Raw genomic sequence first — 17,997 nt, forward strand, 5'->3', positions numbered from 1 at the left:
TACGGGCTGGGGGCGAAAACCGGCCACGCCAAACCCCAATATCAGCGGTTTATGGCAATTATCACGCAATCGTGCACATTAAATCTCGGTAACGTGAGGTCCGGACGCGGTTCGGACTCTTGCGTTTGCCGCATTTGGCAACCGGCAACCGGTTTCCGCCTCGCTAGCGCAAGCTCTCCAGATCGCGGATGCGCTTGGCGCCAGCCGCTTCCAATTGCCTGGTCACGGCGCCGATGAGGGTTTCGGCGACCACGAACAGGGCGGCGGAGGAATCCCAGGCCGACGGCACGGCGGTACGTCCGGCGATCACGTGGCGGGCGAAGCGGGCGATCGGCGACAGCCACTGGTCGGTGAAGAGAATGATCTGCACGCCGCGGTGATGCGCCTTCTCGGCAAAGCGGACGAGACTTTCCTGGTAGCGGCGGATGTCGAAGATCACCAGGACGTCTCGCTTGCCCATGTCGATCAGGCGGTCGCGCCAGATGCTCTCCTGGCCGGCGAGGTGATAGACATCCGGCTGGATGATGGCGAGATGGGCGGCCATGTAGCGGGCCAGCGGATCGGTGAAGCGGCCGCCGATGAGGAAGGTCTTGCCGCGCCGCTCGGCAAGCCGTGCGGCTATGTCGGCAAGCTGTCTGTCGGTGAGGTGCCGGAAGGTCTCGCGCATGTTGTCGAGCGTTGCCTCGAGCATCGGCGAGACGGCGCCGCCGGCCGAGCTTGGATCGAGCGTGCGCGAAGCGGGCGACTGCAATTGCGCCGCCAATTCATCCTGCAGCGCCGACTGGAATTCAGGATAGTTCTGGAAGCCGAGCCTGGCGACGAAGCGCAAGATCGTCGGCGAGGACACGCCGGCCGCGGCCGAGAATTCGGCGACCGTCTTCAGTCCGGTCAAAGGATAGTGAATCAGCGTCTGGGCGGCGCGGCGCTCGCCGGCCGGCATCGTCCCGATCCGGTCCGAGATCAGTTCGGCAATGCTGGAAATCATGTTTTCCCCCGCCTGTTGGCCGCCCGCCGCCGTTTTCCCGAATTCGCGTTTGACAAAGCCGGTTAAACTGTATGAAATCATTCATAGGGACGCAATGAGACAAAATACGTAACATACGATACAGCGCTCCCCCAGGGGACGGCAGCATGGAGAAAGCACGGCCTGTCAGCCTTGCACCGTCTGAAACCGTAAGGGTGACCAACCCTGCCGGATCCAGCCCCTTCGTCTTCACCTGCGACCACGCCTCCAACGTCCTTCCCGCCGAGTTCGGAACGCTCGGCCTGCCGGCCGCGGACCTTTCGCGCCATATCGCCTGGGACCCGGGCGCGCTTCCCGTCGCACACTGCATGGCCGAAGCGCTCGACGCGACCTTGATCGAGACCCGTGTGTCGCGGCTCGTCATCGATTGCAACCGGCCGCTGGACGCGCCGGACCTCGTTCCGCCGGTCAGCGAGACGACGGCCATTCCCGGTAATTCGGGCCTGTCCGACAAGCAGCGCGCCGCGCGGATCGATCTTGCCTGGCGCCCGTTCCACGACACGATCGCCCGGATCATCGACGAGCGGCTGGCGCGCGGCCAGGAGACACGGCTGGTGTCGGTGCACTCCTTCACGCCGATCTACAAGGGCAAGAGCCGGCCATGGCATATCGGCATCATCCACGACGAGGATCGCCGCCTGGCGGCGCCGCTGATATCGGCGCTGCAGCGGCTCTCCGGCGTCACGGTCGGCGTCAACGAACCCTATTCACCGGCCGACCGCGTCTATTTCACGCTGGAACGGCACGCGCGTTCGCGCGGCCTTGCCTGCGCGATGATCGAAATCCGCAACGACGAAATCGCCGGCGATGCCGGGCAGCGGAAATGGGCGGATCTGCTCACAGGCATATTCTCGAATCTGGAGCCCGACGAGGCCAGGGGCTTCCGACCGCGCGCAATGGGAAAGTCAGTAGGAACGGCCAGCCAAGAACGACAGGGGAACTCCAACATGACAACAGATCACGCAGAGAAATCGGAGGACGTAAAAATCCTTCACAGCATGGGCTATGCCCAGGAATTGGCCCGCCGCATGAGCGGCTTCTCCAACTTCGCCATTTCCTTCTCGATCATTTGCATTCTGGCCGGCGGCATCACGTCGTTCCCGCTGGCGATGGGCACCGGCAGCGGTTTCGAGGCGACCATCGGCTGGGTTATAGGCGGCCTGTTCGCCCTTGTGGTCGCGGCTTCGCTCGGCCAGATCGGTTCGGCCTATCCTACCGCCGGCGGGCTTTACCATTGGTCGTCGATCTTGGGCGGGCGCGGCTGGGGCTGGGCAACGGCCTGGATCAACCTGCTCGGCCTGATCTTCGTCGTCGCTTCGGTGAATGTCGGCGTTTACCTGTTGTTTTCCGGGCTCGTTGCGGGACCGATCCTTGGCCTGGACACATCGACCTGGGGTTTCTGGCAGCAGACGACGGCGGTTGTCATCATCACCGTCACCCAAGGCCTGTTCAACCATCTCGGCATCAAGACGACGACGATGTTGACCGACTTTTCAGGATACCTCATCCTCGTTGTCGCGGTCGTGCTGACGCTGACCTTCCTGATCTGGGGCGCGCATGGCTTCGATCTTTCGCGGTTGACGACTTTCGTCAACACGACCGGCGATGCCGGCGGCGGCTATGTTCCGACGGCCCGCACGGCGCTGGTGGCCTTCCTGATCGGCCTGCTTTACCCGCTTTATACGATCACCGGCTTTGACGCCTCGGCGCACACCGCCGAGGAGACGCACAATGCTCGCACCGCAGTGCCCAGGGGCATGATACACGCGGTTCTGTGGTCTCTCGTCTTCGGCTTCGTCATGGCGGTCTCCTTCGTCCTCGCGAGCCCCGATCTCGTGGCGACCGCAAAGGACGGCGGCAATGCCTGGTTCAACCTCTTCAACAACCTGCCGGCGCCAACCTGGCTGAAGGATCTGCTCGGCATCTGCATCGTGCTGGCGAATTATCTGTGCGCGCTGGCCGGGCTCACGTCGACCTCGCGTATGATCTTCGCCTTTTCGCGTGACGGAGGCCTGCCGGGGTCGTCTTTGTGGAAGCAGGTTTCGCCGACCTGGCGCACGCCCGTCCCGGCCATCTGGCTTGGCGTCGTGCTCTCGATCGCGGCCACGCTCTATTCGCCGGCCTTCGCAGCGTTGGCAGCAGGCTGCGCTCTCTTCCTTTACGTCTCCTATGCCATGCCGGTGGCGGCAGGCCTGCTTGCGGAAGGCAAGACTTGGACGGAGTTCGGCCCGTTCCGTCTCGGCGTCTGGTCAAAGCCTTTCGCCATCGTCACCGTGCTCGGGGTTCTGGTGCTGATGTATGCCGGCATCCAGCCGCCCTTCGACATTCTGATCAACTACGCCATCGGATTGATCATTCTGCTGGTGGTTTTGTGGTTTGGTATCGAATCGCGGCGTTTCAAGGGACCGCCGGTCGGTGCCGACATTGCTCGTCGCGCGGCGGAGATCGCGGCCGCGGAAAAAGCAGTCGGCCAGACGGCGAGCTAACGGCAAACGCAATATCGCCCGGTCGGCTCAGGCCGATCGGGCATCGAGGTGCAGGACCGGCCAGCCAAGAACCATAGGGGAATTCCAACATGACGACACCGGGTTATACAGACGTCGACAAGGCGGAGGACGTGAAAGCCCTCCACAGCATGGGCTATGCCCAGGAACTGGAGCGGCGGCTCAGCCGCTTCTCGAATTTCGCGGTTTCGTTCTCGATCATCTGCATCCTGTCGGGCGGCATCAATTCGCTGGCCCAGGCCACGTCGGGCGCCGGCGGCATCGGCATCGGCATCGGCTGGCTGGTCGGCTGCTTCGTGTCGCTCACCTTCGCGGTTGCCATGTCGCAGATCAGCTCGGCCTATCCGACGGCCGGCGGCCTCTACCACTGGGGCTCGATCCTCGGCAATCGCGGCACCGGCTGGGTCACGGCCTGGCTCAACCTGCTCGGCCTGATCACCGTGCTGGGCGCCATCAATGTCGGCACCTGGACGTTCTTCATCGGCGCCTTCGGACCGGCGCTCGGCATCGAGGGCACGCTGACCAACCAGATGATCTTCTTGGTCGTCATCACCGGCGCCCAGGCGCTGATCAACCATCTCGGCATCAAGCTGACAGCGAAACTGACCGATTTCTCGGGATATCTCATCTTCTTCGGCTCGATCCTGATCGCAGTGGTCTGCCTGCTTTCGGCCGAGACCTGGGATTTCAGCCGCCTCTTCACCTTCCATAACTACTCCGGCGACGCCGGCGGCGGTGTGTGGCCATCGGTTTCGAACGCCTGGGTGTTCGCGCTCGGCCTCCTGCTGCCGATCTACACGATCACCGGCTACGACGCCTCGGCGCATACGTCGGAAGAGACCATCAAGGCAGCCTCTTCGGTGCCGCGCGCGATGGTGATGTCGGTCGTCTGGTCGGCGCTGTTCGGCTACCTGTTCCTGGCCGCCTTCGTGCTGATGATCCCGAACATGGACGACGCCGCCAAGCAGGGCTGGAACGTGTTCTTCTGGGCTTTCGACCAGCGCGTCAGCCCCGGCCTCAAGGAGTTCGTCTACCTCGTCGTGTTCATCGCGCAGCTGCTGTGCGGTCTTGCCACCGTCACCTCGGCCTCGCGCATGATCTTCGCCTTCTCGCGTGACGGCGGCCTGCCGGGCTCGGCAGCGCTTGCCAAGGTCAGCCCGACCTATCGCACGCCGGTGGCGGCGATCTGGACGGCCTCGATCCTGTCGGTGCTGTTCGTGTGGGGTTCGACCCTTGTTTCGGTCGCCGGCACCTCGGCCTATACGATCGTTGTATCCTGCACGGTCATCTTCCTGTTTTTGTCCTTCATCGTGCCTATCGTGCTCGGCATGATGGCCTGGGGAACGCCGAAGTGGGACAAGATGGGCCCGTGGAACATGGGGCGCGCCGTCTTCATGCTGTTCGGCGTTCTCTCGATCCTGTCGATGATCCTGATCTTCGTCATCGGCATCCAGCCGCCGAACGACTGGGCGCTCTATATCACCGTCGGTTTCTTCATCCTGACGGCGATCGTCTGGTTCGCCTTCGAGCGCAACCGCTTCCAGGGTCCGCCGCTTGGCGACATCATCGCGGCGCGCCAGGCAGCGATCAAGGCGGCCGAACAGGCGGTCGGCGAGACCGGCCACTGATACTTCGCCTCATGGCCATGGCCGGCGCAACGCCGGCCATGGTTTTGTTTCCCCTCAATCGACAAGCGCTGGAGTGCCAAAGGAATGGCCGGGAATTTCTCGTTCGATCAGTTGAAGAAAGCGGTCTCGAACGGCGAGATCGACACGGTGCTGGCCTGCATCGTCGATATGCAGGGCCGGCTCTCGGGAAAACGCTTCCTGGCCCAGTATTTCGTCGATTCCGCGCATGGCGAGACGCATGGCTGCAACTATCTCTTGGCCTGCGACATCGATATGGAACCGGTGCCGGGCTACAAGGCGGCGAGCTGGTCGAAGGGCTACGGCGACTTCGTCATGAAGCCGGACCTGTCGACGCTGCGGCGCATTCCGTGGCTGGAGAAGACGGCGCTGGTCATCTGCGACGTGCTCGACCACCACACGCATGACGACCTTGGGCACTCACCCCGCGCGATCTTGAAGAAGCAGGTCAAGCGACTGCAGGAGCGCGGCTATATCGGCTATTTCGCCTCCGAGCTCGAATTCTACCTGTTCAGCGAAACCTACGATTCCGCGCGCAAGAAGCACTGGCAGGGACTCGACAGCGCCTCGCCCTATATCGGCGACTACCAGATCGGCATCACCAGCAAGGAAGAAGGCGTCATGCGCCGGCTTCGCAACGAGATGGAAGCGGCGGGCATTCCGATCGAGAATTCCAAGGGCGAGTGGGGTCCGGGCCAGGAAGAGATCAATGTGCGTTATGCCGAAGCGCTCGACATGGCCGACCGCCACGTCATCCTGAAGAACGGCGCCAAGGAGATCGCCGATTCCGAGGGCAAGGCCATCTCCTTCATGGCCAAATACAATTACGGCCTCGCCGGCAATTCCAGCCACATCCACAATTCGCTGTGGAGCGCCGATGGCAAGACGCCGCTGTTCTTCGACAAGAAGGCCGATTGGACGCTGTCGAGCCTCGGCCAGCAATGGGCGGCCGGGCAACTCAAATACGCCAAGGAATTCACTTGGTTCCTGGCGCCGTACATCAATTCCTACAAGCGCTTCCAGGCCGGCACCTTCGCGCCGACCAAGATCATGTGGAGCGAGGACAACCGCACCGCCGGCTTCCGGCTGTGCGGCGAGGGCACCAAGGGCATCCGCATGGAATGCCGCATCGGCGGCGCCGATCTGAATCCCTATCTCGCCTTCGCGGCGCTGATCGCGTCCGGCCTTGCCGGCATCGATGAGAAGCTGGAGCTGCAGAAGCCGTTCGTCGGCGACGCCTATCAGGCCTCGCGCCTGCCCGAGATTCCGAAGACTTTGCGCGACGCGACCGAGACGCTGGCCAAGTCGAAGATGCTGAAGCAGGCCTTCGGCGACGACGTGATCGAGCACTATGTGCACACCGCCCGCTGGGAGCAGTTCGAATACGACCGCCGCATCACGGATTGGGAGCTGCACAGGGGCTTTGAGAGGTATTGAAGCTGTAATCCGTGTTGACTGAACGTAACTAAAGCTGTAATTTCGGCCAGTTAAGTTCAGGAGCGTGAAATGGGAAAGTATTCGCCTTTGCGTTCGTACCTCATGGCTCAAGCCGGTGAGCGGGTTCCGATGTCGTTCAGCGACATCGAGAAGCTGCTTGGCGAAAAGCTGCCGGCGTCCAAGCAGTATCCGGCTTGGTGGAGCAACAACCCCAGCAACAATCCGATGACAAAAGAATGGCTGGCCGCGGGGTTCCAGACGGAGTCGGTCAATATTGGCGGCGAAAATCTGGTGTTTCGGCGCACCCAGGCAGGTTCGAGTGGCTCAGAGGGGTTTGGTGAATCGGCTCAAGCCGAAATCAGTGGAACACCGTCAAGACACCCGATCTTCGGCTGCATGAAGGGGACGCTTACGATCATGCCTGATGTCGATCTGACGGAGCCTGCCGACCCGGATTGGGGCAAGCTTTATGAAGACTGAGAACCTTCTGTTGGACACCTGCGCGGTCATCTGGATTTCGCAGGACGCACCGATTGCCGAGACGGCGACAAGGGCTATCAGCAAGGCTCCTCAGTCCGGCAGGCTGAATGTATCAGTCATGACGGCATGGGAGATGGGCATGCTCGTATCGAAGGGCAGGTTACCGTCGACGAAGACACCCGATCGCTGGTTCGACGAGTTCGTCAACGCGGCGGCCGTCACGGTGGAAGAGGTGACGCCGCGCATTCTCATTGCGGCCTCCTACCTGCCAGGCGTCGTTCACAACGATCCGATGGATCGAATTCTGATAGCCACCGCGCGGGAGCGCGATCTGACAATCGTAACGCGTGACAGGGCCATTCTGGCCTATGCAGCGCAAGGTCATATCCGGGCCATCGCCTGCTGAGAACAAGCAATTGGAGACGTCTTGTTGGAAACCGTAAAACTCAAATCCCCCATCGATGGCTCGATCTATGCCGAGCGGCCGGTCGCGAGCGACCAGGCGATCAACGCGGCCGTCGAGCGCGCCAGGGCGGCGCAGGAGAAGTGGGCCGAGACGCCGGTCGTCGAGCGCGGCAAATACATGTTGGCGATGCTGGAAGCCCTGGTTGCGATGACCGACGAGATCGTGCCCGAGATCGCCTGGCAGATGGGCCGGCCGGTGCGGTATGGCGGCGAGTTCGGCGGCGTCAAGGAACGCACCAACTACATGGTCGAGATCGCCGAAGCCGCGCTGAAGCCGGTGCTTGCCTCCAATACGAAGGACGGCTTCCGCCGCTATGTGAAGAAGGTGCCGCTCGGCGTCGTGCTGGTGATCGCACCGTGGAACTATCCCTATCTGACCGCCGTCAACACCATCGTGCCGGCGCTGATGGCCGGAAGCGCCGTCATCCTCAAGCATGCCGCGCAGACGCTGCTGGTCGGCGAACGCTTCAGCCAAGCCTTCGACAAGGCCGGCCTGCCGAAGGGACTGTTCCAGAACCTGGTCATGAACCACGCCCAGACCGAGAAGCTGCTCGGCTCGGGCAAGATCGACCATGTCAATTTCACCGGCTCCGTCGGCGGCGGCCGCGCCATCGAGAAGGCGGCCGCCGGCACCTTCATGACGCTCGGCCTCGAACTCGGCGGCAAGGACCCGGCCTATGTGCTGCCCGACGCCAAGATGGACCATGCCGTCGCCAATCTTGTCGACGGCGCCTTCTACAATTCAGGCCAGTGCTGCTGCGGCATCGAGCGCGTCTATGTGCATGAGAAGGTCTATGACGAGTTCGTCGAGGGTTTTGTCGCCGAGACCAGGAACTATGTCGTCGGCAATCCGCTGGACCAGGCGACCACGATGGGGCCGATGGCGCAGGCGCGCTTCGCCGACCTGATCCGCGAGCAGAAGGCAGAAGCGCTGCGCAAGGGCGCCAGGGCGCATATCGACATGAAGGTCGAGAACGACAAGCCGGGCTCGCCCTATCTGGCACCGGAAGTGCTGACCGACGTCGATCACCAGATGAGCGTCATGCGCGAGGAGAGCTTCGGGCCGATCGTCGGCATCATGAAGGTGCGCAACGACGAGGAGGCGATCGCGCTGATGAACGACAGCCCCTATGGGCTGACCGCCTCGATCTGGACGCGCGACGCGGAGCGCGCAATTGCCATCGGCGACCGTGTCGAAACCGGCACCGTGTTCATGAACCGCTGCGACTACCTCGACCCGGCGCTGGTCTGGACCGGCGTCAAGGACACCGGCAAGGGGGCGGCGCTTTCGGCCATCGGCTACGACAATCTGACCCGGCCGAAATCCTATCACCTGCGTGAAGCGATCTGACTTTTTGAAAGACAAGACATGTCCAAGCTCATCTCCAAATGGAACTATCCCACCACCGTCCGCTTCGGCGCCGGCCGCATCAAGGAACTGCCAGACGTACTGGCTGCGGCGGGTATCAAGCGCCCGCTCTTCGTCACCGACCCGGGCCTGGCAAAGCTCCCGGTTGTCGCCTCGACGCTGAAAATCCTCGACGACGCCAAGGTTCCCTATGGCGTGTTTTCAGAGGTGAAGCCGAACCCGGTCGAGTCCAACCTCACCGCCGGCATCGCCGTGTTCAAGAAAGGCAAGCATGACGGCGTGATCGCCTTCGGCGGCGGCTCGGCGCTCGACCTTGGCAAGCTGATCGCCTTCCAGGCCGGGCAGACTCGGCCCGTATGGGATTTCGAGGACGTCGGCGACTGGTGGACCAGGGCCAACTCGGACGCGATCGCGCCGATCATCGCCGTGCCGACCACGGCGGGAACCGGCTCCGAGGTCGGCCGCGCCGGCGTCATCACCAATGAGGCGACCCACACCAAGAAGGTCATCTTCCATCCGAAGCTTCTGCCGGCGATCGTCATTGCCGATCCGGAGCTGTCGGTCGGCATGCCGGCCTTCATCACCGCCGGCACGGGCATGGACGCGCTGGCCCATTGCCTCGAGGCCTATTGCGCGCCGGGCTATCACCCGATGGCCGACGGCATCGCGGTGGAAGGCATCCGGCTGGTGTTCGAGAACCTGCCCAAGGCCTTCGCCAACGGCAAGGATCTGGTCGCCCGCGCCCATATGATGAGCGCCGCCGCCATGGGGGCCGCGGCCTTCCAGAAAGGGCTCGGCGCTATCCATTCGCTGTCGCATCCGATCGGCGCGCTCTATGACACCCATCACGGCATGACCAATGCCGTGTTCATGCCCTATGTGCTCGCCTTCAACAGGGAGAGCATCGAGGAGCGCATCGCCCGGCTCGCCGCCTATTGCGGCATCAAGGGCGGCTTCGACGGCTTCGCCAAGGCGATCATCAAATTGCGCAAGGAATTGAAGGTGCCACACGCGCTCCCCGGCCTGATCAAGGGCCTCGACATGGACAAGAAGCGCAAGGCGCTGATCGCCGACATGGCGGTGGTCGACCCGACCGCCGGCGGCAATCCGGTCAAGCTCACCAAGAAAGCGGCCCTGACGCTGCTCGAAAATGCGATCGCCGGCTCCGTCTAAGAGCCGGCTTTCAATGCCGAAGAGTTGAATCAAGGGGCGTGCCAGAGCGGAGGGAGAGGGCAAAAGGCAAGGCGGCTAACCATTAGCCGGAAAATTAAGCGCGGGCTAATTGCTACAGTCCGTTAAAAAGAGTTAACTTTTTTGGCCGCGGGGCTCGGGTTTCAAAAAGCCTTCATCTGGCTGTCACACGAAAACGATACCCGCATCGCAGGCGCCCAACAGCGCCAGTTCAACGGAGAGAACACATGTTCAAGTTCACGGGGAAAGTGCTTTCCCTCTCGGCTGCGGCGCTCTTCGCGTCGACGGTGATTTCGTCTGCGGATTCGCTGGACGATCTCGTCAAGGCCGCGAAGGCTGAAGGCCAGCTCACCACCATCGCGCTTCCGCATGACTGGTGTGGCTACGGGGCAGTGATCGACGCTTTCAAGGCTAAGTATCCGGAAATCAAGATCAACGAACTCAACCCGGACGCCGGCTCGGGCGACGAGGTCGAGGCGATCAAGGCCAACAAGGACAACAAGGGCCCGCAGGCGCCCGACGTCATCGACGTCGGCCTGTCGTTCGGCCCGACCGCCAAGGCCGACGGCCTGCTGATGCCTTACAAGGTGTCGACCTGGGACTCGATTCCGGACAGCGCCAAGGATGCCGATGGCGCCTGGTACGGCGACTATTACGGCGTGCTGTCGTTCATGGTGAACAAGGACCTGGTCAAGGAATCGCCGGCCGACTGGGCCGACCTGCTGAAGCCGGAATTCGCCAATTCGGTCGCGCTCGCCGGTGATCCGCGTGCTTCGAACCAGGCCATCCAGGCGGTCTATGCCTCCGGTCTGTCGTCGGGAGCCGCCGCTGGTGAAGCCGCCGGCACCGCTGGTCTCGACTTCTTCAAGAAGCTCAATGCCGCCGGCAACTTCGTTCCGGTCGTCGGCAAGCCGGCGACGCTGGCCCAGGGCCAGACGCCGATCCTGATCAACTGGGACTACAACGCGCTTGCCGGCCGCGACACGCTGAAGGGCAACCCGCCCGTCGACGTGATCGTGCCGAAGACCGGCGTCGTCGCCGGCGTCTATGTGCAGGCGATCAGCGCTTACGCGCCGCATCCGAATGCCGCGAAGCTGTGGATGGAATACCTCTATTCCGACGAAGGCCAGATCGGCTGGCTGAAGGGCTACTGCCACCCGATCCGTTTCAACGATCTCGCCAAGAACGGCAAGATCCCGGCTGACGTGCTGGCCAAGCTGCCGCCGGCTGAGGCCTATGCCTCGGCGGCTTTCCCGACGCTCGACGAGCAGGGCAAGGCCAAGGAAGCCATCAGCAAGAACTGGGACGCCACCGTCGGCGCCAACGTCAAGTAAGACTTGAAGACCACCGGGCGGCCACTTGGCCGCCCGGCTTTCCCTCGAAAACGGTGCCGGGCGCATGACCGATCTATCGCTTTCAAATCAGTCTGTTGCCACCAAGTCTGCGCCGCCGAACGAGGCGACCGCCTTCCGCCTGCCGACGCAATGGATCGGTGTGGCCCCATTCTTCGTCTTCACACTGATGTTCCTGATCATGCCGACGCTTTATCTCGTCATCGGCGCGTTTCAGACCGGGGAAGGCGGGTTCACGCTCGACAACATCCTGCAGTTGGTCAGCGATCCTTCAATCAGCAATTCCTATTGGGTTTCGATCAAGATCAGCTTCTGGTCGGCCATCGTCGGCGCATTTGCCGGACTGGCGATCGCCGTGGCCATCGTGCGCGGCGGCCTGCCCAGCTGGGTTCGCTCCGCGACGCTGACCTTCTCGGGCGTCGCCTCCAATTTTGCCGGCTTGCCACTTGCCTTTGCGTTCATCGCAACGCTCGGCCGCGTCGGCATCGTGACGGTGCTGCTGCGCGACATATTCAACCTCAACATCTACGCGTTGGGGTTCAATTTCCTGACCACGTGGGGCCTGATCGTGGTCTATCTCTTCTTCCAGATCCCGCTGATGGTGGTCATCATCGTGCCGGCGATCGACGGTTTGAAGAAGGAATGGAACGAGGCCGCCGCTACGCTTGGCGCCACCCAGTGGCAGTACTGGCGCATGGTGGTGATACCGGTGCTGTTTCCGAGCTTCCTAGGCACCGTCATCCTTCTGTTCGCCAACGCCTTCGGCGCCATCGCAACGGCCTATGCGTTCGCCGGCCCGCAGCTCAACATCGTTCCCATCAAGCTCTATTCGCAGATCAACGGCGATGTGCTGCACAACCCGCAGCTCGGCTACGCGATCGCCTTCGGCATGATCGTCATCACCGGACTGGCGAATGTCTTCTACATCTGGTTCCGGACCCGTTCCGAGAGGTGGCTGAAATGAAGTCGGGCAAATTCTGGGCCTGGGTCGTCTTCGGAATCGGCACGGCCTATTTCTTCATCCCGCTGCTGGCGACGTTCGAGTTTTCGCTGCGCATGCGGCGCGGCGTCCATTCCTTCGACGCCTATCAAGTCGTGCTCGGCGATCCGCGCTTCCAGGCGACGTTCCTGTATTCGGTGGTCGCCGCGATCTTCACCATCATTCTCGGCGTGCTGATCGTGGTGCCGGCCGCCTATTGGATTCGTCTCCGTTTGCCTCAAATCAGGCCGATCGTCGAATTCATCACGCTGCTGCCGCTGGTCATTCCGGCGATCGTCATCGTGTTCGGCTATATCCGTATGTACGGCTCGAATTCGCCGCTGCCGTTCCTGGCCAGCGATCTCGGCGCCAGCGCCCTGCTGGTGATCGGCTATGCGACGCTGGCGTTGCCCTATATGTACCGCGCCGTCGACACCGGTCTTCGTACCATCGATGTCAGAACGCTGACGGAAGCCGCCCAAATCCTCGGCGCCGGTTGGGCCACGATCATTACCCGGGTCATTCTTCCCAATGTACTGATCGCCGTTCTGTCGGGCGCCTTCCTGACCTTCGCCATCGTCATCGGCGAGTTCACGATAGCCAGCCTGCTGAACCGTCCGGCCTTCGGCCCCTATCTGCAGAACATCGGCGCCAACCGCGCCTACGAGCCGGCGGCACTTGCCATCATCGCCTTCGCCATTACCTGGGGCTGCATGTCGCTGATCCAGATCCTGTCCCGTTTCGCGCCGAAATCGGCGAGCCGTCCGAATTGACCTGAGAGAAAAGCCATGGCCGAGCCATTCCTGTCCATCCAGCATGTGCGAAAGTCCTACGGCGCCAACACCGTGGTGCAGGATTTCAGCCTCGACGTAGAGCCCGGCGAGTTCGTCTCCTTCCTGGGGCCATCCGGCTGCGGCAAAACCACTGTGCTGCGCATGGTCGCCGGCTTCGAAGAGCCCTCGGCCGGCAAGATCGTCGTCGCCGGCAAGGACATCACCAGGCTGAAGCCCAATCAGCGCAATGTCGGCATGGTGTTCCAGGCCTACGCGCTGTTCCCGAACCTGACGGTGGCGCAGAACATCGCCTTCGGTCTGAAGGTGGCTGGCATGTCGAAGCCTGACGCGGACAAGCGCGTTGCAGAGATGCTCGACATGATCAAGCTGCCGCAGATGGCCGATCGCTATCCCTATCAGCTGTCCGGCGGCCAGCAGCAGCGTATCGCGCTCGCGCGGGCAATTGCTCCGAAACCCAAACTGCTTTTGCTCGACGAGCCGCTGTCGGCTCTCGACGCCAAGGTGCGCGTGTCGCTGCGCGAGGAAATCCGATCGATCCAGAAGAAGCTCGACATCACCACTATCTTCGTCACGCATGACCAAGAGGAGGCGCTGTCGATCTCGGACCGCATCGCGGTGATGTATGGCGGCAAGGCCGAGCAGGTCGGCACGCCGTTCGAGATCTACAACCGGCCGGCAACCAAGTTCGTCGCCAATTTCGTCGGCACGCTCAACGTGCTCGAAGGCAAGGTCACCGACGCCTCGACGGGCAAGGTGCAGGTCAACGCCCAGGAAGTCTCGCTCAAGGGCAAGCTCAATGGCTCGAAGTCCGGCGATATGCTGTCGCTGGCGCTGCGGCCGGAAGCGATTTCGCTGGCACGCCAGCCCGGGCACGACACCAGCCTTTCGGGCGAGATCGCCGAAGTGCATTTCCTCGGCTCGGTCATCCGGGTGCGCGTCGGCATCGGCGGCAACACGGTGTCGCTCGACACCTTCAACAACTCGACGACGCCGCCGCCGATCGTTGGCGACAAGGCGGATATTTCGTTCTCGTCGGGCGATATGCTGGTTCTGCACTGACGGCCTGGCCGTCTTGACGCCGATAAGACAGGCGAAGCCTTTGCGCCGGCCGAGGGGTAACCCGTCGATCGGCCGGGGCGCGGCCTGCCGGGTACCACAGGCCTTGTCGGATAAATCAACAGTATCCTGCTTCAGGGTACTGCCAAGCTTCGTGCTTCGCCGTTACGATAAGCCATGGCGCTGTTCGAACTTACCCTGATCCTGCTTCTCATCGCCGTCGCGCTGACGGCGGTATCGCGATGGCTGGAGGTACCTTACCCGTCGCTGCTGGCGCTTGCCGGAGTCGGGCTTGCCTTCGTGCCGGGCGCGCCGGTGATCGAGATCGATCCGGAACTGGCGCTTGCGCTGTTCATCGCGCCGGTGCTTCTCGATGCCGCCTATGACACCTCGCTGCGCGACCTGAAGCGCTATCGGCTATCGCTGGTGCTTTTGGCGCTCGGCGCCGTCATTTTCACCACCGTGGCGGTTGCCTTTGTCGGCTGGAAGATGGCCGGTCTGCCGATCGCGGCGGCGATCGCGCTGGGCGCCATCGTCGCGCCACCGGACGCTGTGGCGGCAAGCGCGGTGCTCAATCAGTTCAAGGTGCCGCACCGCCTCACCGCGATCCTGCAGGGCGAGAGCCTGCTCAACGATGCCACGGCGCTGTTGATCTACCGGATATCGGTTGCGGCAGCCATCGGCACGCTCATGCTCAAAGACGCAGTGCCGGTCATCCTGCTGGCGACGGTCGGCAGCGTTGTCGCCGGCTATCTGTTCGGCCGCTTCTCGCTGCTCACGCTGACGCGCATCGAGGATGCGGCAAGCAGCACTGTCGTGCAGTTCGCCGGAACCTTCGCGGTCTGGATCATTGCCGACAGACTCGGCCTTTCCGCCATCATCACCATCGTCGTCTATGCCATCACCATCGCGCGCACCGCGCCACGCCGCATGTCGGCCCGACGCCGCGTCAGCACCTATTCGGTCTGGGAATCGGCCGTGTTCGTACTCAATGTGCTGGCTTTCGTGCTGATGGGCTTGCAGGCCCGTTCGATTGTCGGCCGGCTTTCCGGCGACGGCCAAGGCGAAGCCTTTCTCTTCGCCGCAACGGTGCTTGCGGTCGTCATCGTGGCGCGCCTCGTCTGGGTGGCGGGCTATGTCGCGGTCATACGCTGGTTTGCCCGCCATGGCAGCGAGGAAGAAAGGCGCGATGCACCGACATTTCGCGGCGCCGCGCTTGTGGGCTGGTGCGGCATGCGCGGGCTGGTGACGCTGGTGGTGGCGATTGCCTTGCCGGCCGACTTTCCCGGCCGCGATCCGATCGTGCTGGCCGCCTTCGCGGTCGTCCTCGGAACGCTCGTGCTGCAAGGCATGAGCCTGAAGCCGCTGCTGCGCCGGCTCAATTTCGAGCGGGATACGACGATCGATCGCGAGGTGGCCGAGGCGCGCGTCGCCATCATGCAGGCCGCGCTCGATGTGCTGAGCCGCAAGACGTCGGCCGCTGCCGCCGTCGTGCGCGAGCAGTACGAGGCTCAACGCCGGATCGCCGAAAATCCCGACGACGCGCAAGCCGCGACGGAATACGACCGGTTGCGTCTCTACGCCATCAAGCGGCAGCGCGACAGGTTGGAGGAACTGCGCAGCAATGGCACGATCGGCGACGAGGCCTATCACCGGCTGGAAGAGGAGATCGACTGGTCGGAACTGGCGGCGTCGCCCGCCGGAAGCTTCCAGCCACTGACGACCTATTAGAGCGCAGCGGTTCGCTGGTCTCCGTTGGACTATTCCCCCTGGCCGCGCGGCACATTGCAACACCACCGGCGGGGCGATAGAGCGGCTCACCGAAGGCGGTGAACCACTCTACTCTTTGTTTTGACGCAATTCCGGACGGAAAACCGCTCACACTTTTCCTGCAATTGCGCTACTGCGATCACCAGAAGTGAGCCGGTTAATCAATGAAGCTGATCAGCTACAACATCCAGTACGGCTATGGCAGCGACGGGCGCTACGATCTCAGCCGCTGCGCCAGGCTGGCGAACGGCGCCGACATCATCGCGCTGCAGGAGGTCGAGCGGCACTGGCAGCGCACCAATGAGGACGATCAGCCCGAGATCCTGTCCAGCCTGCTGCCCGACTATTACTGGGCCTATGGCCCGGCCTTCGACATGGACGCCAGCGCGAGCCGCGACGGCCGCGTCTTCAACCGCCGGCGGCAGTTCGGCACGATGGTGCTGTCGAAGCTGCCGATCATCTGGTCGCGGTTGCACACGCTGCCGCTACGGCGCACGCTGAGGCCGCTCAACACCCGCAACGCGGCGCTGGAATGCATGATCCGCACGCCGGCGGGAGCGGTGCGAGTGCTTTCCTTGCATCTGGCGCATATCGCGGCGGAGGAGCGGCTGGAGCAGATCGACTATCTCAATGCCGAGCATCGCCGCGCGCCGTCCGACGGCGGCCCTTGGAGCGGCGTCGACGACGAGCCGCAGCGCAACTGGACGAACGGCCAGACGGAACCGGAAAATCCGTTCGCGGCGATCTGGCTGGGCGACTTCAACATGGAGCCGGGCAGCGCCGAATACCGGCGTATCGTCGGTAGCACGCCCTACCATCGGCGCGCCGCTTACATCGACGGATTCGTCGATGCCGTAGCGGTCGCCGGCGAGTCCGGGCCGGACTTCCATACGCACGAAAAGATCATCGATGGCAGGCTGGCGAAACGACGGCTCGACCATTGTTTCGTCGGCGGCGGGTTGGCCGATCGCGTGCGTTCGGTAACCGCCGATATCGGCGAGGTGGCTTCCGACCATTTTCCGCTCAGGGTCGATATCGATCTGGAAACGCCTTTCGGCTCGACAAGGTCGATGAAACCGACATGACGCTGTTCGTCTTCCTGGCGGTGCTCTCGGCGGCGGCCATGCATGCGATCTGGAACGCGCTGGTCAAGGTGCATCTGGACCGCTTTCTGTCGATCACGCTGATGACGCTCGGCATGGGATTTGCGGCGCTGTTCGCACTGCCTTTCGTCGAGTTTCCGAGGGCCGAAGTGTGGCCCTACATCATCGCCTCGGTGATCTTCCACATGGGCTATCGCACCTTCCTGGTCGGCGCCTACAAGGCGGGCGATTTCGCTCAGACCTATCCGCTGGCGCGCGGCACCGCACCGCTGCTCTCGGCGCTAGGCGGCATCTTCGTGGTCGGCGAGGTCCCGGCGCCGTTCGCCATCGTCGGCATCGTGCTTCTGTCGGCAGGCACGCTGGTCATGTCGTTCCGAGGCGGCGCGCATGTGGAGAAGCTCAATCTGCGCGCGGTCGGCTTCGCGCTCGGCACATCGATCTTCATCGCCAGCTACACACTCTCCGACGGCAGCGGCGCGCGGCTCGCGGCAACCGCGCAAAGCTATGCGGCCTGGCTGTTCGTCTGCGATGCGGCGTGGGCGCTCGTGCTGTGCATTGCGGTCCGCGGACCGCAGTCGCTTCCGGTGCTGGCACGCGACTGGAAAGCCGGGCTGTTCACCGGCGTGCTCAGCGGCGCGGCCTACTGGATCGTGATGTGGGCAATGACCAAGGCGCCGATCGCCTCGGTCGCATCGCTGCGCGAGACCTCGATCCTGTTCGCCATGCTGATCTCTGTGCTGGCGCTGGGTGAAAAGATGACGGCCTGGCGCGCAGCCGCGGCGCTCGGCATCGTTGCCGGCGTCGCGGCGCTCAGGCTCGGATAGCGG

At 63.0% G+C, this 17,997-nt stretch carries 15 protein-coding genes and 1 pseudogene; 15 read left to right on the forward strand and 1 reads right to left on the reverse strand.

Features of this window, described 5'->3' with window-relative positions; all coding sequences use genetic code 11:
- Positions 1-163: 163 nt before the first annotated feature.
- The gene (locus FJ957_RS00325) at positions 164-985 is read right to left on the reverse strand and encodes a MurR/RpiR family transcriptional regulator (RefSeq protein WP_140827292.1); all 822 of its coding nucleotides are present in this window, start codon (positions 983-985) and stop codon (positions 164-166) included.
- A gap of 146 nt (positions 986-1,131) precedes the next feature.
- Between FJ957_RS00325 and FJ957_RS32505 the strand changes: the two are divergent.
- The 15 genes and pseudogenes from FJ957_RS32505 to FJ957_RS00400 all read left to right on the forward strand — a co-directional run.
- Positions 1,132-1,824: pseudogene (locus tag FJ957_RS32505) on the forward strand (N-formylglutamate amidohydrolase); the annotation flags it as partial.
- 96 nt (positions 1,825-1,920) lie between these two features.
- Positions 1,921-3,510, forward strand: coding sequence for an amino acid permease (locus tag FJ957_RS32105; RefSeq protein WP_348642542.1), 1,590 nt, complete (start codon positions 1,921-1,923; stop codon positions 3,508-3,510).
- An 89-nt stretch (positions 3,511-3,599) separates the two neighbouring features.
- On the forward strand, positions 3,600-5,156 hold the full coding sequence (locus FJ957_RS00340) for an amino acid permease (protein WP_140642353.1): 1,557 nt from the start codon (positions 3,600-3,602) through the stop codon (positions 5,154-5,156).
- A gap of 84 nt (positions 5,157-5,240) precedes the next feature.
- Positions 5,241-6,611: a glutamine synthetase family protein gene (locus FJ957_RS00345; protein WP_140827293.1), complete on the forward strand. Its 1,371-nt coding sequence runs from the start codon at positions 5,241-5,243 to the stop codon at positions 6,609-6,611.
- 69 nt (positions 6,612-6,680) lie between these two features.
- The gene (locus FJ957_RS00350; protein WP_140827295.1) at positions 6,681-7,091 is read left to right on the forward strand and encodes a hypothetical protein; all 411 of its coding nucleotides are present in this window, start codon (positions 6,681-6,683) and stop codon (positions 7,089-7,091) included.
- On the forward strand, positions 7,081-7,497 hold the full coding sequence (locus FJ957_RS00355) for a type II toxin-antitoxin system VapC family toxin (protein ID WP_140827296.1): 417 nt from the start codon (positions 7,081-7,083) through the stop codon (positions 7,495-7,497). The genes FJ957_RS00350 and FJ957_RS00355 overlap by 11 nt, the downstream gene beginning before the upstream one ends.
- Positions 7,498-7,518: 21 nt before the next feature.
- Entirely contained in the window at positions 7,519-8,907 is a 1,389-nt protein-coding gene (locus tag FJ957_RS00360; protein ID WP_140827298.1) for an aldehyde dehydrogenase family protein, read from the forward strand.
- Positions 8,908-8,925: 18 nt separating this feature from the next.
- Positions 8,926-10,098, forward strand: a complete 1,173-nt coding sequence (locus FJ957_RS00365) for an iron-containing alcohol dehydrogenase (RefSeq protein ID WP_140651450.1) — start codon at positions 8,926-8,928, stop codon at positions 10,096-10,098.
- Positions 10,099-10,343: 245 nt separating this feature from the next.
- Entirely contained in the window at positions 10,344-11,450 is a 1,107-nt protein-coding gene (locus FJ957_RS00370; RefSeq protein ID WP_140827300.1) for an ABC transporter substrate-binding protein, read from the forward strand.
- 187 nt (positions 11,451-11,637) lie between these two features.
- On the forward strand, positions 11,638-12,432 hold the full coding sequence (locus FJ957_RS00375; protein WP_246674334.1) for an ABC transporter permease subunit: 795 nt from the start codon (positions 11,638-11,640) through the stop codon (positions 12,430-12,432).
- The gene (locus FJ957_RS00380; RefSeq protein WP_140827303.1) at positions 12,429-13,220 is read left to right on the forward strand and encodes an ABC transporter permease; all 792 of its coding nucleotides are present in this window, start codon (positions 12,429-12,431) and stop codon (positions 13,218-13,220) included. The genes FJ957_RS00375 and FJ957_RS00380 overlap by 4 nt, the downstream gene beginning before the upstream one ends.
- 15 nt (positions 13,221-13,235) lie before the next feature.
- Positions 13,236-14,300: an ABC transporter ATP-binding protein gene (locus tag FJ957_RS00385; protein ID WP_140827305.1), complete on the forward strand. Its 1,065-nt coding sequence runs from the start codon at positions 13,236-13,238 to the stop codon at positions 14,298-14,300.
- A gap of 174 nt (positions 14,301-14,474) precedes the next feature.
- Positions 14,475-16,028 (forward strand): sodium:proton antiporter, encoded by a 1,554-nt coding sequence (locus FJ957_RS00390; protein WP_140827306.1) that lies wholly within the window; start codon positions 14,475-14,477, stop codon positions 16,026-16,028.
- Positions 16,029-16,231: 203 nt separating this feature from the next.
- Complete coding sequence (locus FJ957_RS00395) at positions 16,232-17,152, forward strand: endonuclease/exonuclease/phosphatase family protein (protein ID WP_140827308.1); 921 nt, start codon at positions 16,232-16,234, stop codon at positions 17,150-17,152.
- On the forward strand, positions 17,149-17,994 hold the full coding sequence (locus FJ957_RS00400; RefSeq protein WP_140827309.1) for an EamA family transporter: 846 nt from the start codon (positions 17,149-17,151) through the stop codon (positions 17,992-17,994). The genes FJ957_RS00395 and FJ957_RS00400 overlap by 4 nt, the downstream gene beginning before the upstream one ends.
- Positions 17,995-17,997: the final 3 nt, after the last annotated feature.

The organism is Mesorhizobium sp. B2-4-6 (assembly GCF_006442775.1).
Classification (GTDB): domain Bacteria; phylum Pseudomonadota; class Alphaproteobacteria; order Rhizobiales; family Rhizobiaceae; genus Mesorhizobium.